The organism is Pantoea sp. Lij88 (genome assembly GCF_030062155.1).
Classification (GTDB): Bacteria; Pseudomonadota; Gammaproteobacteria; order Enterobacterales; family Enterobacteriaceae; genus Pantoea.
The window spans coordinates 2,448,110-2,465,901 of the sequence record NZ_CP118269.1 but is presented as its reverse complement, the minus strand read 5'-3'; the positions used below and the strand labels follow the sequence as shown (position 1 = coordinate 2,465,901).

23 protein-coding genes are annotated in these 17,792 nt (G+C 56.1%); 11 read left to right on the top strand and 12 right to left on the bottom strand.

What is annotated here, in order from left to right; all coding sequences use genetic code 11:
• Positions 1-10: 10 nt before the first annotated feature.
• Together PU624_RS15300 and rluE are read right to left on the bottom strand one after the other, a co-directional pair.
• Complete coding sequence (locus PU624_RS15300; protein ID WP_003849831.1) at positions 11-484, bottom strand: NUDIX domain-containing protein; 474 nt, start codon at positions 482-484, stop codon at positions 11-13.
• A gap of 44 nt (positions 485-528) precedes the next feature.
• Positions 529-1,191, bottom strand: coding sequence for a 23S rRNA pseudouridine(2457) synthase RluE (gene rluE, locus PU624_RS15295; protein WP_283545670.1), 663 nt, complete (start codon positions 1,189-1,191; stop codon positions 529-531).
• A gap of 104 nt (positions 1,192-1,295) precedes the next feature.
• On the opposite strand from rluE, the gene icd reads away from it, so the two are divergent.
• Positions 1,296-2,546, top strand: a complete 1,251-nt coding sequence (icd, locus tag PU624_RS15290) for an NADP-dependent isocitrate dehydrogenase (protein ID WP_008925947.1) — start codon at positions 1,296-1,298, stop codon at positions 2,544-2,546.
• A gap of 343 nt (positions 2,547-2,889) precedes the next feature.
• Positions 2,890-3,900, top strand: a complete 1,011-nt coding sequence (locus tag PU624_RS15285) for a glycosyltransferase family 9 protein (protein WP_283545669.1) — start codon at positions 2,890-2,892, stop codon at positions 3,898-3,900.
• Here PU624_RS15285 and PU624_RS15280 read toward each other — a convergent pair.
• From PU624_RS15280 to PU624_RS15265, 4 genes are all read right to left on the bottom strand, one after another.
• Entirely contained in the window at positions 3,894-4,223 is a 330-nt protein-coding gene (locus tag PU624_RS15280; RefSeq protein WP_283545668.1) for a DUF1493 family protein, read from the bottom strand. The two genes, PU624_RS15285 and PU624_RS15280, sit on opposite strands and share 7 nt — an antisense overlap.
• Positions 4,223-5,284 carry a glycosyltransferase family 9 protein gene (locus PU624_RS15275; protein ID WP_283545667.1) on the bottom strand — a complete coding sequence of 354 codons (1,062 nt, stop codon included), beginning with the start codon at positions 5,282-5,284 and terminating at the stop codon, positions 4,223-4,225. Before PU624_RS15275 ends, PU624_RS15280 begins: the two co-directional genes overlap by 1 nt.
• A 334-nt stretch (positions 5,285-5,618) precedes the next feature.
• Positions 5,619-5,789 (bottom strand): hypothetical protein, encoded by a 171-nt coding sequence (locus tag PU624_RS15270; protein ID WP_175501410.1) that lies wholly within the window; start codon positions 5,787-5,789, stop codon positions 5,619-5,621.
• 165 nt (positions 5,790-5,954) lie between these two features.
• Positions 5,955-6,203, bottom strand: coding sequence for an ElaB/YgaM/YqjD family protein (locus PU624_RS15265; protein WP_090962124.1), 249 nt, complete (start codon positions 6,201-6,203; stop codon positions 5,955-5,957).
• A gap of 187 nt (positions 6,204-6,390) precedes the next feature.
• On the opposite strand from PU624_RS15265, the gene PU624_RS15260 reads away from it, so the two are divergent.
• On the top strand, positions 6,391-6,603 hold the full coding sequence (locus tag PU624_RS15260) for a DUF2767 family protein (RefSeq protein ID WP_013357535.1): 213 nt from the start codon (positions 6,391-6,393) through the stop codon (positions 6,601-6,603).
• A 15-nt stretch (positions 6,604-6,618) separates the two neighbouring features.
• Here the strand turns inward: PU624_RS15260 and PU624_RS15255 are convergent, their stop codons facing one another.
• The 3 genes from PU624_RS15255 to PU624_RS15245 all read right to left on the bottom strand — a co-directional run bounded on the left by PU624_RS15255 (position 6,619) and on the right by PU624_RS15245 (position 8,601).
• The gene (locus PU624_RS15255; protein WP_283545666.1) at positions 6,619-7,629 is read right to left on the bottom strand and encodes a Ppx/GppA phosphatase family protein; all 1,011 of its coding nucleotides are present in this window, start codon (positions 7,627-7,629) and stop codon (positions 6,619-6,621) included.
• A 23-nt stretch (positions 7,630-7,652) separates the two neighbouring features.
• Positions 7,653-8,210: a hypothetical protein gene (locus PU624_RS15250; protein ID WP_283545665.1), complete on the bottom strand. Its 558-nt coding sequence runs from the start codon at positions 8,208-8,210 to the stop codon at positions 7,653-7,655.
• 61 nt (positions 8,211-8,271) lie between these two features.
• The gene (locus tag PU624_RS15245) at positions 8,272-8,601 is read right to left on the bottom strand and encodes a hypothetical protein (RefSeq protein ID WP_283545664.1); all 330 of its coding nucleotides are present in this window, start codon (positions 8,599-8,601) and stop codon (positions 8,272-8,274) included.
• Positions 8,602-8,815: 214 nt separating this feature from the next.
• On the opposite strand from PU624_RS15245, the gene PU624_RS15240 reads away from it, so the two are divergent.
• The 3 genes from PU624_RS15240 (at position 8,816) to PU624_RS15230 (ending at position 9,992) form a co-directional block, all read left to right on the top strand.
• Positions 8,816-8,995: a hypothetical protein gene (locus tag PU624_RS15240; RefSeq protein WP_283548008.1), complete on the top strand. Its 180-nt coding sequence runs from the start codon at positions 8,816-8,818 to the stop codon at positions 8,993-8,995.
• 183 nt (positions 8,996-9,178) lie between these two features.
• The gene (locus PU624_RS15235; protein ID WP_283545663.1) at positions 9,179-9,562 is read left to right on the top strand and encodes a hypothetical protein; all 384 of its coding nucleotides are present in this window, start codon (positions 9,179-9,181) and stop codon (positions 9,560-9,562) included.
• A gap of 16 nt (positions 9,563-9,578) precedes the next feature.
• On the top strand, positions 9,579-9,992 hold the full coding sequence (locus PU624_RS15230; RefSeq protein WP_283545662.1) for a GNAT family N-acetyltransferase: 414 nt from the start codon (positions 9,579-9,581) through the stop codon (positions 9,990-9,992).
• Here the strand turns inward: PU624_RS15230 and PU624_RS15225 are convergent, their stop codons facing one another.
• A complete protein-coding gene (locus PU624_RS15225) occupies positions 9,993-10,655 on the bottom strand; it encodes an MBL fold metallo-hydrolase (protein ID WP_283545661.1) in 663 nt (220 codons plus the stop codon).
• A gap of 22 nt (positions 10,656-10,677) precedes the next feature.
• Entirely contained in the window at positions 10,678-11,601 is a 924-nt protein-coding gene (ldcA, locus tag PU624_RS15220) for a muramoyltetrapeptide carboxypeptidase (protein ID WP_283548007.1), read from the bottom strand.
• 164 nt (positions 11,602-11,765) lie between these two features.
• Here ldcA and emtA point away from each other — a divergent pair, with 164 nt between their 5' ends.
• The gene (gene emtA / locus PU624_RS15215; RefSeq protein ID WP_283545660.1) at positions 11,766-12,395 is read left to right on the top strand and encodes a membrane-bound lytic murein transglycosylase EmtA; all 630 of its coding nucleotides are present in this window, start codon (positions 11,766-11,768) and stop codon (positions 12,393-12,395) included.
• 10 nt (positions 12,396-12,405) lie between these two features.
• On the opposite strand, the gene PU624_RS15210 is transcribed toward emtA, so the two are convergent.
• A complete protein-coding gene (locus PU624_RS15210) occupies positions 12,406-13,362 on the bottom strand; it encodes a sugar-binding transcriptional regulator (RefSeq protein WP_283545659.1) in 957 nt (318 codons plus the stop codon).
• 183 nt (positions 13,363-13,545) lie between these two features.
• Here PU624_RS15210 and PU624_RS15205 point away from each other — a divergent pair, with 183 nt between their 5' ends.
• Genes PU624_RS15205 through PU624_RS15190 form a run of 4 tightly spaced genes read left to right on the top strand, consistent with a single transcriptional unit; the run spans position 13,546 to position 17,712 of the window.
• Entirely contained in the window at positions 13,546-14,487 is a 942-nt protein-coding gene (locus PU624_RS15205) for a D-ribose ABC transporter substrate-binding protein (protein ID WP_283545658.1), read from the top strand.
• A gap of 2 nt (positions 14,488-14,489) precedes the next feature.
• Complete coding sequence (locus PU624_RS15200) at positions 14,490-15,089, top strand: DUF2291 family protein (protein ID WP_283545657.1); 600 nt, start codon at positions 14,490-14,492, stop codon at positions 15,087-15,089.
• Entirely contained in the window at positions 15,089-16,603 is a 1,515-nt protein-coding gene (locus PU624_RS15195; protein ID WP_283545656.1) for a sugar ABC transporter ATP-binding protein, read from the top strand. The genes PU624_RS15200 and PU624_RS15195 overlap by 1 nt, the downstream gene beginning before the upstream one ends.
• A gap of 2 nt (positions 16,604-16,605) precedes the next feature.
• The gene (locus PU624_RS15190) at positions 16,606-17,712 is read left to right on the top strand and encodes an ABC transporter permease (protein ID WP_283545655.1); all 1,107 of its coding nucleotides are present in this window, start codon (positions 16,606-16,608) and stop codon (positions 17,710-17,712) included.
• Positions 17,713-17,792: the final 80 nt, after the last annotated feature.

Below are 17,792 nucleotides of genomic sequence, written 5' to 3'. Positions count from 1 at the left end.
GCGCATTCTATCATGCAGAAGGCAGGCGCGCACCCTCGTGAAACGGCCACTGGAACGGGCTGACCAGATGTAGCGGGTAGCGCGTGCCCTGTTGCCACAGTCGTACGCTTTCAGCGACCAGCGGCGAACGCAGGTTAGACGCAGTGAGAATCTGCGCTGGCGGCAGCCACCAGCAACAATCGATGTCACTGTCCTGCGGCTGGGTTGGCGCTTTTTCCGCCAGATCTACGCCAAACAGAAAACGCACAAAAGGCGTACTGTCGGGCGCGATCCACTGGTTTATCCCGATGAAATAGTGCATCGATGCCGCGATGCCGGTCTCTTCATAGAGTTCGCGTTCGGCGGCTTCCAGCAGCGTTTCATCCGCTTCGAGATGTCCGGCAGGCTGGTTCCAGGTGGCACGACCGTTAATCGTCTCTTCCACCACCAGCAATTCACCTTCGGCCTGGACCAGACAGGCGACAGTAACATGAGGTTTAAACATCTCTTCTCCGCAATTGTTAACCTGAGGTTATAAAAAACCGGTTCTTAAGAGGCGCTATCGCTGAGTTCGCGCCACGCACCCGGCGCCAGATCGTCGAGCGTGTAACGTCCCATGGCGTAGCGAATTAACCGTAAGGTCGGAAAGCCGACATGGGCGGTCATCCGGCGCACCTGACGATTACGGCCTTCATACAGCGTGACTTTCAGCCACTGCGTCGGGATGTTTTTACGCTCGCGGATCGGCGGCTGACGTGGCCAAAGCCACTGAGGCTCAGCCACTTTCTCTACGCCTGCCGGCAGGGTCATGCCATCTTTCAGATTAACCCCATCCCGCAGAGGCTGCAGATCCGCCTCCTGCGGTTCGCCTTCCACCTGCACATAATAGATCTTGCCGGTCCGTTTTCCGGGCTGCGTCAGCGCGGCCTGCAGGGCGCCGTCGTTGGTCAGCACCATCAATCCTTCGCTGTCGCGATCGAGGCGACCGGCGGCATAGACTTCTGCGACGCTGACAAAATCCTTCAGGGTGCGGCGGCCCGCTTCGTCGGTGAACTGGGGCAGAACGTCGAACGGTTTGTTAAATAAGATCACGCGGCGCGGAGCCGCAGGGCGGGCAGGGGCACGCCCTGCATCACGCGTCGGGCGGCTGAATCGTTTATCCTGGTGAATTCGTTGAGTTGTTTTTCGCATGGGCTTTGCAGTAAGAAACATTCGGCGCATTATAACGTGAAATTGCGGTGATTGGCGTGACGGAAATATTCAAGTAGTATTGACGCGCATCTTACAAATCATTAACAAACGCCCAGGAGAGGTTAATGGAAAGCAAAGTAGTTGTTCCGGCGGAAGGTCAGAAAATCACCCTGAATCAGGGCAAGCTTACAGTGCCAAACAATCCAGTCATTCCTTACATTGAGGGTGACGGTATCGGTGTTGATGTTTCCCCGGTCATGCTGAAAGTGGTCGACGCAGCGGTGAAGAAAGCCTACAACGGCGAGCGTAAGATCTCCTGGATGGAGATTTACACCGGTGAGAAATCAGTTGAACTCTACGGCCAGGATGTCTGGCTGCCACAGGAAACTCTCGACTTAATCAAAGAATATCGCGTGGCTATCAAAGGCCCACTGACCACCCCGGTCGGCGGCGGTATTCGTTCACTGAACGTAGCCCTGCGTCAGGAGCTTGACCTCTACGTCTGCCTGCGTCCTGTGCGTTACTACAAAGGCACGCCAAGCCCGGTTAAACGCCCTGAAGAGACCGACATGGTGATCTTCCGTGAAAACTCCGAAGATATCTATGCAGGTATCGAGTGGAAAGCGGGCTCTGCCGAAGCGGACAAAGTGATCAAGTTCCTGCGCGAAGAGATGGGCGTGAAGAAAATTCGCTTCCCTGAGCAGTGCGGTATCGGCGTTAAGCCGTGTTCAGAAGCGGGTACCAAACGTCTGGTGCGCGCGGCAGTGGAATACACCATCACCAACGATCGTGATTCACTGACCCTGGTTCACAAAGGCAACATCATGAAGTTCACCGAAGGCTCTTTCAAAGACTGGGGATACCAGTTAGTGAAAGAAGAGTTCGGCGGCGAACTGATCGACGGCGGCCCGTGGATGAAGTTCAAAAACCCGAACACCGGCAAAGAGATCATCGTTAAAGATGTGATTGCTGATGCGTTCCTGCAACAGATCCTGCTGCGTCCGGCAGAATATGACGTTATCGCCTGTATGAACCTGAACGGTGACTACATTTCTGATGCCCTGGCGGCGCAGGTTGGCGGTATCGGTATCGCACCAGGCGCTAACATCGGTGACGAATGTGCACTGTTCGAAGCGACTCACGGTACAGCACCGAAGTATGCCGGTCAGGATAAAGTGAACCCAGGTTCAGTGATTCTGTCAGCAGAAATGATGCTGCGTCACATGGAGTGGTTCGAAGCGGCTGACCTGATTGTTAAAGGTGTTGAAGGCGCTATCGCTAACAAGACTGTGACTTACGATTTCGAACGCCTGATGGATGGCGCTAAACTGCTGAAATGTTCAGAGTTTGGTGACGCGATCATCGAAAATATGTAATATCTGCTTAAGCCCGCATAGCGTTAAACGCTGTGCGGGCTTTTTTGTGTCTGCTATTCACGGTTTTGGATTCCTTTTACGCCAGCTGCTCACTCATTGCGTATTCAACAGATAATCACTTTGCTGATTGCGAAGAATAGCCCGGCTAATCATTCAGGTGCGTTGCCAGGCTTTTTTGCTGGCTCCGCTCTTTTAACCGTGCCGCAACAATGGAACCAATCTGACACTCAGCTGACTAATTTGCTAACTATACCGTTACGTTATCGTTTTCAGAACGTTAACCGGGTGAGTCTCACTTTTATTCAGCCAGTACGGCGTAGCCTGTGCGCAGAGGATGTCAGACATGCGGGTTTTAATAATTTGCCGGGATAATATTGGCGACACTTTACTGACCACGCCGCTGATCAGTGCGCTGGCGCAGTCGGGCCAGCATCAGGTTGATGTGCTGACCAACAATTACGCTGCGCCTGTGTTGCAGCATAATCCCGATATCAGGCAGCTCTTCTATTACACCAAGCTGCATCACCGTGAGGCAGGGCAGGGACGACTGGCCTGTGTATTACAGCGACTGAAGCTGATGCTGACCCTGAAAAAGCAGCGCTACGATGCCGTGATTCTGGCTAAAAGCCGCTGGGATCAGCATGGTATGAAGTGGGTCAAAACTGTCAGGCCTGCCAGAGTGATTGCCCTGGGTGAACAGTCGCATCCGCTGATTACCGATCTGTTACCACCGCCAGGTCAGTCACCATGCCATATCAGTGAAACCCTGTTCAGTCTGGGGCGGCCCTTCAGTCTCAGCGCTACCGCGCCAGGCAAACTGACGCTGCGGCCGGATGCGGCGATTGCGGCCAGCCTGCGTGACACCCACTTGATTGATTCCACCTTGCCGGTCTATGCATTGCAAATCAGTGCCCGTAAGCCGAGCCAGCAATGGGAAGCCACGCGGTTTGCCGGGCTGATCGAAAAAATCGCGGCCCGTCATTCCTGCCAGATTATGCTGCTGTGGTCACCCGGCAGCCGCGATAATCCGCGTCATCCGGGTGATGATGAAAAAGCGCGTGAGATTATGGCGCTCTGCCCGCACCTGCCAATCAAGGCGGTGGCAACCACCAGCCTGCCGCAGCTGATTGCGGCCATGTCGTTGTGTCAGGGGCTGGTGAGCAGTGATGGCGGGGCAATGCACATTGGTGCCGCTCTGGGGTTGCCGGTGGTGGCGCTGTTTGGCGACAGCGATCCGGCGTGCTGGCATCCGTGGCAGGTTAACTATCAGGTGCTGCAACCGGCGTCACGTGATGTCAACGCGCTGAGCAGCCGCGAGGTTTATGACGCCTTCGCCCATACCATTATTCAGTAATCCCCTTCAGGCCAGCGTCCCAGGCTGGCCGCTTCACACAGCATGGCTACCGTTAAGGGATAATATCCGCCTGCGTTAAACCATCCGGCAGGCGTAAAGCGCCGCGAATGCGACGCCGGAAAGTAGCGTGTTTCATCGTAATGCTCTGAGCTGACGCCGAAGGTAGCAAAAAAATCGCTCATCAGAATCGCAAATTCTACTTCATTCAGCGGTAGCTGCTGCAGATGAAAATCTGCCCCATCCACTTTGCGGAACCAGCCCAGCAGGGTTGGCTGATTGTGGTATTCAATCAGCGCAATGATGGCTTGAGTCAGATCGTTCATTATCCCACCAGTTTCGCCACGGCCAGCCCGACCTCTTCGGCCTTGATCGACGCCATCGGATGCTGAGACGAGGTTTTATCCGGGCGGTGAATAATGATGTGACGATCGCTGTCCTGGCAGGGGCCGGTATAGCGCGGATTGGCGGTGGAGAACAGGCTGACCGTTGGCGTCTGCGCGGCCACGGCGATGTGTAGCGGACCGGTATCTCCGGTAACCAGCACATCCAGCGTCTGAATCAGGCTAATCAGGCCGCCGAGGTTAGTTTTACCCGCCATCGGCGTCACGCGCGCGCGGCAGTGCAGAGGCAGGCTTTCGATAAATTCCCTTTCAAGAGGCTGCTCAGCGGCGGTGCCGGTGACGACAATCTCAGTATCAGGCCAGCGTTCAAGCAACGCTGTCGCCAGCTGACTGAATGAGGCCAGCGGCCAGCGGCGGATATCTTTTGATGCCCCTAACTGAAAACCGATACGGCGATGGTCAGCCTTTGCAGTCGGACTGTTGTTCAGTTCCGGAAGATGCATCCGGGTCGGTTCTGTCTCTGCGCCCAGGGCTTCAATCAGTTTGAGCTTACGTTTGATAGTGTGGTCGTCGAAATAGCCTGAATAGTGATCGAGATATTTATTCAGTACAGGTGATTCGCTGCCGTAATGATCGCGCACAATCACCTGACTGCCGGTCAGTACTGAACTCATAATATCGTAAGGGAAATGAGCGTGTAATATTACTGACAGATCGGGTTTATGGCGGCGCAGTTTGAAAAACAGCGGCAGGAAATTCGCAATCTTGTTATCCCAGATATAGATCTTATCAAACCAGTTATAACGGCTGACCAGATCTTTATTTTTCTTGCTGGAAACCAGAACAAATTGACTGGTGGGAAAGCGATTTTTCAGGCTCCAGATAGCCGGCGTATTCATCAGAAAGTCGCCCAGTGCCGTAGTCGAGTAAATCACCACCGTGGCGGGTGCCAGCGTCTGTAAGGCCTGTGGTCTGGTTCTGCTGGAGAATCGAGAATAAAGCGTTAAAAGTCGGTCTATCAGATAAATCTTTTTTTTCTTCACGTCTGAATTCTCTTGAAATTACCAATGTTATTTAATCAAAAATATTATGGAAGGTTAGAGATTAGCGCTATAGCGAAAGTTCATTATGGCAGGATGTTTTTTTGAACTGTTTAATTTTTGTTTGAATTTCACCCGATTTTTTTACTTTAATAAAAATGCACTTTGAATTTTGTAATTAAATGAAAAAAATAATGGGTAATTTTTTTAATGAATGAGAGTGATTTTGATTACATGGAAAATTAATAGCGGGGTAATTATTAGCGAGATTTTGTGAGGAGAACGATGTGCTGCAGGAATATAAAACAAACCCCGGCAAACATGCCGGGGCAGGGCATCACGACTGGGGCTGACCCACCGGACCGGAACCCAGCGTACCGCCCGGTGAAGACTGACCGCTTGGTGCATGAGGGCGTCCATCGTCTTTAATCGCGTCGCTCTTCTGCGAGCAGCCCGCCAGAGAGGTGAAAGTTGCTGCAACCAGCAGCAGAGCAGAAATCGTTTTCATAAGGTCACCTTGATGTTGTCAGAAAGAGAACGTAATTAAGCATAGAGTCTCACGGCACGCTGGTCTGAAAAGGCTTATCTTTCAGATGTTTCTCAGCGGACGAAGCGCGTCGGAGCAAAAAAAAACGGAAGCCAGTGGCTCCCGTTCTGATGACGTTCAGCGGTATTACTTGCGACCCAGCAGGAAGCCGATGAACACGCCAACGCCTGCAGCAACGGCCAGACCAGCGACAGGATTGGACTGAACCTGATCGCGGATGGTTTCAGCAGCGTCGCGGGCAGCATAGCTTGCCTGGTTGGTGTAACGGCGTGCTGCGCCTTTAGCCTGATGCTCAGATGAACCGGTTGCTGCACCCCATTGTTCCTGAACTGCGCCAGCGGCTTCTTTTACTTTATCTTCGATTTTTCCTGACATTTATTGCTCCTTGGTTTTGAGTGAGACCCTCAAAGCGTAGCAAAGATAGTGAATTCTGCTCTTCCAGCGATGAATATCGGGCTAAAAAATCATTTCTGGCTGTTAATGGCGCGGTGTTTGCGGGCCAGCCATTTCCTGTCTAGCCTTTGAAAAGGCGGCACAGGCAGCCACAGCCGGAGGAGAAGCGATGAAACGTGATGCACTGAATGATGATGACTATGACGAAGTCTGCCGGGTGATTGGCGATGCGGTGATTGTGCTGATGGAGCGCGGCCATGACACCCGACGGGGCGAAATCTACGACCTGCTAAAACGTACCCGCCAGCAGCGCGCCCATAGTGAACGGGATGAGCAGCGGATGCTGGATCATGCCATCCGGCTGGTCAAACCCGACGTATAGCAGGGGAGCGCTGCGCTACTGCAGCAGCACGCCCTGAATCAGACTGGCCTCAACAATCGTGACCTCATCTATCTTCAGCGCCTGCATATAGCCTTCCACCAGTAACAGATTACTGACGTCGGTGGCTCGATAGTCGCCAGATAACTCGCTGTCACCTTTCCAGACCTGCTGCTGCGACAGCTTGCTTAACGCCGCCAGCGTATAGCGGTTGGGTTTGCCCGGTAACTGATTGCGGATCGAAAAACCGTGCACGCCCCCGATGCCAATGACCCGACGACCCGCCACATCCTGTTTAATCTGCGGGCTGACCTCATTCTTCGCGTAAAACTGCACAAAGCGCAGCACCGACTGCCGCCACGAGCCAATCGGATTCGGGGATTTAGCCTCCGGGCTGTTCTTCAGCACGGTCAGAATAAAGTTTTTCAGCGTCACTGAGGCCAGCTTGCCCTGATAGATATCGGCCACCGGCTTGCCTGCCTGCTGTCGCCAGGCGGTCATCTGCATCGACCCGCCCCCAATATCCCAGACCAGCAACTGATCATCGCGGATCGCCGGATCGTTAAGCGCGGCTTTAGCAGAGAGAAACCCGAGTTTCGCCTCCTGCTGCTGTGAAATAATGCTGATTTGTGCACCGCTCTGGCGCTGCAACTGGTCAATGACGGCCTGCCCGTTGGTGGCATTGCGGAACACCGCCGTAGCCACGCCGCTGATGCGCTGGGGATGAAATCGCTCAGCGTGCGCAACGAGCTGCTGCAGGGCGGCTGCGCCTTCCTGGGCTATCGCCGGACTGAGCTGATTATCTGCTGAATGCGCTAATGCGTCGTTCCAGGCTACGGCGCGCTGATCCTGATACAGCACTTTTTCGATGCGCAACTGGCAGACATTGACGCGCGCAACCGCAATTTTGGTGGTGCCGGAACCGATATCCAGACCGGCGCGGATTTGCTGGCAGCGATCGGCCTGGGCCGCGGCGGCAAAAAACAGTGAGCAGAACAGCGTGAAAGCAGACAGCGCAGCAGAACGCATAGCGACTCCGGGAGACGTGGGGATCAGAGTGAACGGCCGGCGACGCAGGCCGGATAGACGCTCACCAGGAAATGACGGAGGTGATCAAAACACCATTCGGCGTCATCCGCCTGCGGGCAATAAAACTGAATAGTGATCTTTTCATACTCGCGCTGACGCTGGCGCAGCGGCGACCAGCTCCAGTCGAGAACCGAACGGGCATAATTGACCAGCATCTCTGCGGGCATCTGATGTTGCTTCTCCTGCCCGGTCAGGTAGCGATAAAAATTCGCTTCCAGCTGCAGAGCCTCATCAAAGCCGTGTTGCGGCAGATCGGGACGAAAAGCGACGTCAATAAAGCCACAGACCGCATCAGGCTGCTGCTGCCAGTCACAGGCCAGCGTCATAAACAGCCCTTCCTGCAGATTGATCTCCTCAACCAGCCGCCGCAGATTCGCTGAGCGGTTCAGCACCGCGATCTCCTCAAGGCGACCGGTTTCCAGCGTCAGATCAAAACCACACGGATTCACTGAGCCGTCCGCATTGCGGGTGGCAGGAAAGGGGAAGTCGATATAACCGTTGTTATCCAGACGCTTTTCCATCGGGGAGACCTGCTGCTTGACGTTTCCTGACAATAAACCATCTGGCAGCAGGATTCATCCCTTATGGACAGGTCCAGGTGATTTGGGTGTCCTGGTAAGGATTAATCAGGCGGAACTGCTTATCGGACAGGCGCTGCGCATAGTAGCCTTCGGGTGTCACGGCCGACGGAACATACTTAAACCGATCCAGCGACTGCAGGGGGCCACTCTTCACGCTGACATTATCCCGGGTCACCGTGAAGCTGCTAACCAGATCAAAAATCACGCCCTGGGTCTGCCCCATCGACTGACCATAAATTGTCGAGACCTCACCCGGACATTCCACCCCTTTCGGGCCAGATGAACATCCAGTCAGCATCGCGATAAGGATAAAAATGCTGAATCGCATCATGATTTTTTACCTGCTTCAATCCCTGGGAGTTTCCTGGCGCAGAGTCTATCCTGCCGCGCCATTAATCCTTTAATCATAGCAGTTTCCGTTGCGCTTCCTGTTTGAGATTTGTTTAATCGTTAAGCAACAGGAATGTAAAGGGGTGACTTTGCTTATCAATAAACGTTATTCTTGGCTCCTTTGCGCACCACTTAGGCAAATTCAGGGATAAATGATGAACGAAGAAGAAGCAAGTCTAATGATTATTCGCCATGCGATTGACCAGTTAGAAGCCGATAAGAAGCAACAGGTGATCGCTTGCTCAGCGGGTATTCGTGCAGCAATGCAGGCTTATGACACTGAGAATGCCGGGCTGGCGCTGATGTTGGTGGCCGCCGAAGTGGCCGCTGAATGATCACTACCCGGCCAGTGTGGCAGCCTGCTACGCTGACCGGGTTACTTTATTTTTTCTCAACTTTCAGCTTTTTCGCACTCCGATTCCATCTTTTAATGGTCTGGTTTCATTTTCCCTGCGCCACTCCTCTTTTCTTTAATGTGTTAAGCTAAAAATCTCTAATAAAATCAGCGGAGACACAGCATGAAGGCTGCGTTAATTGCTCTGGGCCTGCTGGCCTGTCACGTCGCACCCGCCTGGAGCGAAACCGAATTTCAGCTTAACTGTCCCGGCCGGGCGACCATGACCGTTTCACGAGCCGAATATGGCTTAACCACCCTGATGTGGCCGGAAAATCACTTCCAGATTGCCGCCGGTCAGCAGCGTACCCGCTTAGAAGCGGGCGATAAGGTGGCGATTACCCGCTTTCGCAATGGCGATCAGCTGATTGTGAACCAGCGCACCCAGGCCACCTTCTTTGTCTATCGTGACAGCGATAAACTGCTGCCCTGCAGCCGCACCGAAAAACGCGATGTGGATGCGCTGAGCCTGGAGCGCTATGACGATCGTCAGCGTTCCGACAGTTAACCGCCCTGGAGACATTATGCAACCTGAGATTACCGACAACGTCACGGCACAGGATCTGGATGAGGTCCGGCTGGGCCTGAATGCGTTTAACAGCAAATTTTATGATGTGGATACGATCAGGTCGATTGGCGTTTTTATTCGTGATGAGCAGGGCAGAAAGCTGGCCGGGCTGACCGGCTCAACCACCGGTAGCTGGCTGCGGATAGATATGCTGTGGGTGAGTGAGTCGTTACGCGGACAGGGGGCAGGCAGCAAACTGATGCAGGCCGCCGAGCAGGAAGCGCGGGATCGCGGCTGCCGCTATGCGCAGGTCGATACCGCCAGTTTTCAGGCGCGGCCGTTTTATGAAAAACTCGGCTACACCCTGCGGCTGACGCTGGCGAACTATGTGGATCATCATCAGCGGCACTATCTGACTAAAATTTTGTAGTCAGAACAGCGGATTCTCCCGCAGATCCAGCGGATGCTGTTCCGCTTCATCAATCGCCGCCAGCCAGCTCTGCAGCGTGACTTTTTTCCAGGAGAGATGCCCGCGCGTGGTACTCATCAGCACCACGTCGGGACGCAGCGAGCGATAAAACTCCAGCGTCTGGCTCAGCTCAGCCGGATTGCTCTCCGGCACCAGCACTGAGATCCAGTTGTCGTGCGACCGCGTCACGGTATCGCCGACAAACAGATAGGTCAGCCCCAGCGGCGAACTATAGAGATAGCTGCAGCTGCCTGGCGTATGTCCGGGCGTCGGCAGCAGATGGAAATCCCCGAAGTGCGTCTCCTGCTGTGTAAAGGTGTCATCAGGCTCAGCAAAACGGCTGACAGGGCCCAGCGACCGGCTGTGACAATACAGCGCGCTGCTGAAGCGCTGCTGGATCACCGCCGCGCCGGGCGCGGATTCGTGCCAGTGGGTCAGATAGTGGCGGATCACGCCGCCGGATTCGGCAATCACTTCATGATCGAGTGGGTTTTCTACGCGGCCAATCAACAGATTGCCGCGCGGATGACGCAGCATAAAGCCATGCATCATCAGGTCATTAACGGCATCTTCCACCGGGAATTCCGGGGTTGAGATCCACAAATCGTCATACAACGGCTTCAATGTCGATCTCCTGAAACGCTCTCTATTCCCGCAGGACGGGGTGCCCGGTCGCCTGCAAATGGGCATTGCCCTGGCTGACGGCTAATCGTGCGCTGGCACCCAGCGGCAGTGTGACGGTATCAGCGGCATGACCAAAATCTAATCCACTGATGACCGGCAGACCGGTAGTGTCGCGCACGTGCTGCCAGACGGTATCGAAGTCAAACCCATTGTCATACTCTGTCAGAGCCGTGCTGGTGAAGCTGCCGGTGACGATCGCCCGCTGTCGCGCCAGAATGCCGCTCTGCTGCAGCTGAATCAGCATGCGTTCAATGCGGAACGGATGTTCATTTACATCCTCGATCACCAGAATGCCGTTCTCGATCTGCGGCATCCACGGCGTGCCAATCAGTGAACAGATCATCGCCAGGTTTCCGCCCCACAGCGTACCCTGCCATTCACCCTGATCTGGCGTTTCGCTCTGCCATTTCACCTCTACTGTAGGTGATGTCAGTGCCTGCCAGAAGTGGTGCAGGGTAAATTCAGATAAGGTCGCGGCACCAAAATTACCGGCCAGCATGGGTGCGCTGAAGGTAATCAGGCCAACCTGCGCCAGCAGCGCCAGCTGAATGACAGTGAAATCGCTATGGCCACACAGTGCCAGCGGCTGGTTCAGCAAGCGGCGTTGCAGGCCAATATAGTCGATGGATTCCAGCAACCGACTGGCCCCATAACCACCGCGTACCGCCAGCACGATATCGGGCAGGGTGCTGAGGCTGGCAAGCTGGTTGATATCCGCCAGGCGCTCTGCGTCTGTTCCGGCGAAACGCTGAAAACGGCGGGTGATCACCTGCTCGTTCTCTACCTGATGACCGGCCGCGCGCAGGCGCGCAATGCCCTGCAGGGCTGCAGGCTGGTTGTGACAGTAACCGGAGGGGGAGATAAGACGAACTGAACGTGAAATCATCATACTTTCCTGCTGTAAGCGTCTGACTTACGGCGATGATGGCGAAAAGCCTCGCTGAAGTCACGGTACGCGCCACATTTTCGTGCATTTAGGATAAACGGTAATTTTGCTCTCAGGCTGCATGGGTATGATAGCATTCGCCACAACAGCTACGAGACGAAAAATTGCTGAAAATCCGACACCTTATACTCTCAGCGTTACTCCTGACCGGCTGTGCCAGCGAGCCACCGCACCAGGCCGTTAAGCAACGCAACACGCCGCTAACTCAGGCACCCCCATCCAGTGTTAATGGGACATGGGCAATGTTTACCGAAGATGCCGCCAGTCATTATGGCGTTGATGAGAAGTTGATCAGCGCCATTATCAGTGTCGAGTCGGGTGGAAATCCGGGCGTAGTCAGCCGCTCTAATGCGGTGGGACTGATGCAGATTAAAGCCTCAACCGCCGGGCGCGAAGTCTATCGCACGCTGGGCCGTCGGGGTCAGCCGTCGAATGCGGAGTTGCGCGATCCGGCCAAAAATATCGATATCGGCACCGCCTATATCCGTATTCTGCAGAATTCCGCTCTGTCGGGCATTCGCGATCCGCTGACGCTGCGCTACGCCACCATCGTCTCTTATGCCAACGGCGCAGGCGCATTGCTGCGGACCTTCTCCAGCGATCGCGATCGGGCCATTGCGATGATCAACGCCATGTCACCGGATGAGTTCTATCAGCATGTGCAGAACAAGCATCCGGCCGCACAGGCGCCGCGCTATCTGTGGAAAGTCACTACAGCCTACCGCACCATCTGACCGGAAATGATTAATACTGCGGCGTGAGCAGCAGCCGCGCCGTGGGATAGTCGATGATCAGCACCTTAATGTAGCCACCCAGCAGCGCACCGCGAATCGCCTGCGCTTTCTCCCGTCCGCCTGCCAGACCGACTACCTGCGGACACTGTTTCACCTGCGCCAGCTCCATTCCAATGACTGGATCTTCTTCGGCTTTCAGCACCGGCTGCCCGCAGGCGTCGAAATAGTGCAGGCAGATATCCCCGACCGCGCCGCGCGCTGCCAGCGTCTGCAGCATTTTGCCATCGTAGTAGTTGCCGGAATTGCGCAGCAGCGCCGACGGCTCCAGATCGCCAATGCCGACAATCGCCAGATCGACCTGCTCAAACTTACTCAGCACCTCGGCCACTTCTGCATTGGCCGACAGTCGCTGCCGATCGCTGACCGAATGCTCAATCGACTGCGACGGCAGCAGCCAGGCGGGGCAGTTCAGCAGCGCGGCCAGGTTCTGCGTCAGAATCGTCGCCTGCACGTTGCCGTTGGCCCCGACGCCGCCAAGCAGCTGGATCACTCCTTTGCAGGCGCTGTTAAGCGGATGCAGCGCATCCACCATCGCCCGGATAGTGCCGCTCCACGACGATATGCCAATCAGCTCATCGTTGCGCAGCCGGGTCTCCAGATAGTGAGCGGCCGCTGAGCCAATCGCCTGCTTAATCTGCAGCGACGACGCCTGATCCGGCACATCCACCACAATCGCCTGCGGCAGGTTATAGGTCTGCTCAATCGCCTTTTCCAGCTCCGGATAGACGTTCGCCGGTGGCACCACGCTGATCTTGACCACACCCTCTTTCACGCTGCGATTAAGAATGCGTGAGACAAACGACTGCGAGAGGGTCAGCGACTGCGCAATCTCTGACTGCTTCAACCCTTCGACATAGTAAAGGGTGGCAATCTTCACCATCAGTCGCTGTTCATCCTGTTTTGCCATCGGTTTTTCCTTCTCTGAATCTGCCCGGTATTGTTAACCAGGTTGATCAAAATCACAACGCAGGCTAATTTGTGATCGTTTTCGCTTTTTAACGATCGCGCATTGGACGCCGTGCCAGCGCAGGCGCATAGTCATTATGCATATAAAATCGCATATGAATATATATTCAAGCGGAGAAAAATAATGACTCGTCCTCTGATTAAACTGACCCTGCTGGCTTCGATGATCGCTTTTTCTGCAACGGCGCTGGCGGCTGAGCAAGGCCTGCTGGCGATTATCACTCCTTCCCATGACAACCCTTTCTTTAAAGCCGAGGCGGAAGGCGCCCTGGCCCGTGCCAAAGAGCTGGGGTACGCCACGCTGGTGGCGTCGCACGACGATGATGTGAACAAGCAAAACCAGCTGATTGAGACCGCGATTGGCCGCAAAGCCAAAGCGATCATTCTGGATAACGCCGGTGCAGATGCCACCGTCGGGCCGGTGCAGAAAGCCAAAGATGCCGGTATTCCTGTTTTCCTGATTGACCGGGAAATCAACAAAACCGGCATCGCCGTGGCGCAGATCGTCTCCAATAACTACCAGGGCGCGCAGCTGGGCGCAGAGAAGTTTGCCAGATTGCTGGGCGGCAAAGGGGACTATGTCGAACTGCTGGGCAAAGAGTCTGACACCAACGCGGGCGTGCGCTCACAGGGCTATCACGACGTGCTGGATGACTACACCGACATGAAAATGGTGGCGCAGCAGAGCGCCAACTGGAGCCAGACCGAAGCTTTCAGCCGCATGGAAACCCTGCTGCAGAAACACCCCAACATCGTGGGCGTGATTTCCGGTAACGACACGATGGCGCTGGGCGCGGAAGCCGCGCTGAAGGCCGCCGGGAAAACCTCGGTGATCGTGGTGGGTTTTGACGGCAGCGACTACACCCGCGACTCCATCCTCAATAAAGGCAATATCAAAGCGACAGTGCTGCAACCGGGCTGGGATCAGGCGCAGATGGCGGTCACGCAGGCGGATTACTACCTGAAGAACGGCAAAGCGCAGAAACAGGAGAAGCAGCTGATGGACTGCGTGCTGATTGACGAAAGCAATGCCGCGAAGCTGAAAAACTTCAACCTGGCGAAATAACGATGAAACGGATACTGGCGGTATTGACCGGTATGGCGCTGCTCAGCGCCTGCACTGTGGTGGATCTGGATGCGGATGGAAACCCGATCATGCCAAAAGATCCGCACGCGAAACCCAGCTATACCACCCAGACGCCGCAGCAGATCGCGGAGGAGACCTGGCAGCCGCGCGTCATGACCACCGCGAACGGTCACGCGCTGAGCTGGGCCGACATGGAGGCGAAAAGCCAGACGGTTAAACCCGGCGGGCGTGAAAGCGTCTTCGTGCGGGCCAGCGGGACGGCCAGCGCCTTTGATGAGAGTAACCCGCGTGAACGCACGCTGACGCTGATGATCAACGGTAAACCGGTGGGGGTCAGCGTCGGGCCGGTGCTGCGCAGTAATGCTATCCGGGATGCCGCCGGTTTCCGTTTCGACGAATTCACGAATCAGGTGCAGTACGCCCAGCTGACCCGGGCGCTGAACCGTCATGCGGTGAAGCAGTTGCCGCCGCTGGATGCCAGCTGGGTCAACCAGCCAGTGCAGGCGCTGCTGGCCGTCAGCATCGGGCAGAACAGTGTTGAAGAAGTGGTGGCGGTTGAGCTGAAGCGGGGGACGCCCTGATGGACGATGAAATTATTCTGCGGGCCGAACAGATCTCAATGCTGTTTCCCGGCACGCTGGCGCTGGATCGCGTCGACTACCGGGTCTGGCGCGGCAAAGTTAACGTCATCATTGGTGAAAACGGCGCGGGCAAATCGACGCTGATGAAGATTCTGGCGGGCGTGCAGCAGCCTACCGCCGGTTCGCTGTTCCTGAATGGTAAGCCGCTGACGCTGAGCAGCACCCGTGACGCCGCCCGGCACGGCATCGGTATGGTGCATCAGGAGCTGAACCTTTTTGAAAACCTCACGGTGGCGGAGAACCTGTTTCTGGGCCGGGAGATCCAGCGTGGCCTGGCACCCATCAACGAAGCGGAACAGGCACGCCGCACCGCCGCACTGATGGCGCGTCTCGACCAGCCCATTTCGCCCGGCGAGCGGGTCGGCAATCTCAAAGTGGGTCAGCAGCAGCTGGTGGAGATCGCCAAAGCGCTGGCCGAGGATGCAGACATCCTGATCCTCGATGAGCCGACTTCCGCGCTGAGTAAAACCGAAGTGGAGATCCTGTTCCGGGTGATCCGCGACCTGACGCAACAGGGCGTCACCCTGATCTATATCTCCCACCGGCTGGAAGAGCTGATGGCGATTGGCGACGTGATTACCATTCTGCGCGACGGACGCTTTCAGGCCGAAGCGCCGGTGAGCACCATCGATGTGCCGTGGATCGTGCGCGAGATGCTGGGCAGTGAACCGGTCACCACTTTCCTGCCGGATGAGCGTGAGTTTGGCGCCCCGGTGCTGGAGGCGCAGCACATCACCTGCGTCAGCCCCAACGGCAATACCCTGGTCGATGATGTCAGTTTTCAGGTACGGGCCGGGGAAATCGTCGGGATTTACGGGCTGATGGGGGCAGGCCGTACCGAGCTGTTTGAATGTCTGCTCGGCAGCCAGCGCCACTATCTGGGCAAACTGTGGCTCGACAGCAAACCGCTGCCGACCCGCCTGCCGACCGCCGATCGTATCCGCATGGGCATGAGTCTGGTGCCCGAAGATCGCAAACGCGCAGGAATTTTCCCGGTCTCGTCGGTCGCCAGTAACCTCACCATCGCCAGTCTGTGGCGGCGACTGTCGCACCGCTTTGCCATTGCGCATCAGGCGGAGCAGCAGGCGGTGAATCAGACGGTGGGCAACCTGGCGATCAAAATCTCCTCGCCGGAGGTCGCCATCAGTGCGCTGAGTGGCGGCAACCAGCAGAAAGTGGTGATTGGCCGCGCGCTGCTGACCAGTCCCCGTTTGCTGCTGCTGGATGAGCCGAGTCGCGGCATTGATGTCGGCGCCAAAGCAGAAGTCTTTCGCATGATGGTGGCGCTGTCGCAGCAGGGCATTGCCGTGCTGTTCTCCACCTCAGACCTGAAAGAGATTATGGCGGTTGCCGACCGCATCCTGGTGATGTCGGGCGGCAAACTTACGGCTGATCTTCCCCGCGACCAGGCGGAAGAGGCAGCGCTGGTGAAAGCAAGTGCGCAGGGGTTCTGAGCATGAAAAGCAATAACAGCGTCGCGCTGAACACACTTCCGGCTAAAGCGTTCAGTTCACGTGAAAGCATTCTGCTGCTGCTTCTGAAGCTGCGCACCTTCATTGCGCTGATTCTGATCGTCGGCTTCTTCGCTATCACCGTGCCGGACTTTCTCGCCACCGGCAGTCTGGTGATCATGGTGAAGCACATCGCCATCAACGCCTTTCTGGCGCTGGGTATCACCTTTGTCATTATCACTGCGGGAATTGACCTGTCGATTGGGGCCACTTTAGGGCTGTGCGGCATGATCGCTGGCTGGCTGATCACCAAAGGGATTGTGCTGCCGATGTTTGGCATCGCCATCTTCCCCAGCGTCTGGGTGATTGTGCCGGTGGTGCTGTTCATCGGCGCGCTGATTGGCGCGGGCAACGGCTGGATCATTACCCGCTACAACGTCGCTCCCTTTATCTGCACCCTGGGCACCATGTACATCCTGCGCGGCGCGGCGATGCTCACTTCGGGCGGCGAGACCTTTCCCGGTTTGCAGGGCAACCCGCTTCTGGGGAACACCGGTTTTGATCGGATTGGCGCAGGGACTTTTCTGGGGCTGCCTTACGCCATCTGGATGATGGTGGTGCTGGCGCTGGTCATCGCTTATATCGCCCGCCGTCTGCCGTTTGGTCGCCAGGTTTATGCCATCGGTGACAACGAGCGCGCCGCGGAACTGTCGGGCGTGAAAACCCGGCAGGTGAAAATTCTGGTCTACACCCTGTCGGGCTTCTGCGCGGCGATTGCGGGCATCGTGGTCTCCTCGCAACTGGTCGCCAGCCATCCGGCGAACGGCACCGCCTTTGAGATGAACGCCATCGCGGCTGTGGTGCTGGGCGGCACCTCGCTGGCGGGCGGACGCGGCACGATTGTCGGCACGCTGATTGGCGCGTTTGTCATCGGCTTCCTGGCGGACGGGCTGATCATGATGGGCGTCAGTGAATTCTGGCAGATGGTGATCAAAGGCATCGTCATCATCATCGCGGTCATTATCGACCAGACCCAGAGCCGGATGCAGCAGAAGGCGGCAGTTGTGGCGCAGAAAGCGTTAATCGGGGAGGGCACACCGGCTAAACCCTGATGGCACTGAACCGGGCTGGCCGGGCTGCTGAGCAGAGATCGGCCTGCCCGGTTTAACAGGCAGTTTCGCGGACAAATTTT

Excerpts from the sequence above, each read along its gene's own strand:
- PU624_RS15300 (WP_003849831.1), bottom strand. The coding sequence starts at position 484 with ATGTTTAAACCTCATGTTACTGTCGCCTGTCTGGTCCAGGCCGAAGGT.
- rluE (WP_283545670.1), bottom strand. The coding sequence starts at position 1,191 with ATGTTTCTTACTGCAAAGCCCATGCGAAAAACAACTCAACGAATTCAC.
- icd (WP_008925947.1), top strand. The coding sequence starts at position 1,296 with ATGGAAAGCAAAGTAGTTGTTCCGGCGGAAGGTCAGAAAATCACCCTG.
- PU624_RS15285 (WP_283545669.1), top strand. The coding sequence starts at position 2,890 with ATGCGGGTTTTAATAATTTGCCGGGATAATATTGGCGACACTTTACTG.
- PU624_RS15280 (WP_283545668.1), bottom strand. The coding sequence starts at position 4,223 with ATGAACGATCTGACTCAAGCCATCATTGCGCTGATTGAATACCACAAT.
- PU624_RS15270 (WP_175501410.1), bottom strand. The coding sequence starts at position 5,789 with ATGAAAACGATTTCTGCTCTGCTGCTGGTTGCAGCAACTTTCACCTCT.
- PU624_RS15265 (WP_090962124.1), bottom strand. The coding sequence starts at position 6,203 with ATGTCAGGAAAAATCGAAGATAAAGTAAAAGAAGCCGCTGGCGCAGTT.
- PU624_RS15260 (WP_013357535.1), top strand. The coding sequence starts at position 6,391 with ATGAAACGTGATGCACTGAATGATGATGACTATGACGAAGTCTGCCGG.
- PU624_RS15255 (WP_283545666.1), bottom strand. The coding sequence starts at position 7,629 with ATGCGTTCTGCTGCGCTGTCTGCTTTCACGCTGTTCTGCTCACTGTTT.
- PU624_RS15250 (WP_283545665.1), bottom strand. The coding sequence starts at position 8,210 with ATGGAAAAGCGTCTGGATAACAACGGTTATATCGACTTCCCCTTTCCT.
- PU624_RS15245 (WP_283545664.1), bottom strand. The coding sequence starts at position 8,601 with ATGATGCGATTCAGCATTTTTATCCTTATCGCGATGCTGACTGGATGT.
- PU624_RS15240 (WP_283548008.1), top strand. The coding sequence starts at position 8,816 with ATGAACGAAGAAGAAGCAAGTCTAATGATTATTCGCCATGCGATTGAC.
- PU624_RS15235 (WP_283545663.1), top strand. The coding sequence starts at position 9,179 with ATGAAGGCTGCGTTAATTGCTCTGGGCCTGCTGGCCTGTCACGTCGCA.
- PU624_RS15230 (WP_283545662.1), top strand. The coding sequence starts at position 9,579 with ATGCAACCTGAGATTACCGACAACGTCACGGCACAGGATCTGGATGAG.
- ldcA (WP_283548007.1), bottom strand. The coding sequence starts at position 11,601 with ATGATTTCACGTTCAGTTCGTCTTATCTCCCCCTCCGGTTACTGTCAC.
- PU624_RS15210 (WP_283545659.1), bottom strand. The coding sequence starts at position 13,362 with ATGGCAAAACAGGATGAACAGCGACTGATGGTGAAGATTGCCACCCTT.
- PU624_RS15205 (WP_283545658.1), top strand. The coding sequence starts at position 13,546 with ATGACTCGTCCTCTGATTAAACTGACCCTGCTGGCTTCGATGATCGCT.
- PU624_RS15200 (WP_283545657.1), top strand. The coding sequence starts at position 14,490 with ATGAAACGGATACTGGCGGTATTGACCGGTATGGCGCTGCTCAGCGCC.
- PU624_RS15195 (WP_283545656.1), top strand. The coding sequence starts at position 15,089 with ATGGACGATGAAATTATTCTGCGGGCCGAACAGATCTCAATGCTGTTT.
- PU624_RS15190 (WP_283545655.1), top strand. The coding sequence starts at position 16,606 with ATGAAAAGCAATAACAGCGTCGCGCTGAACACACTTCCGGCTAAAGCG.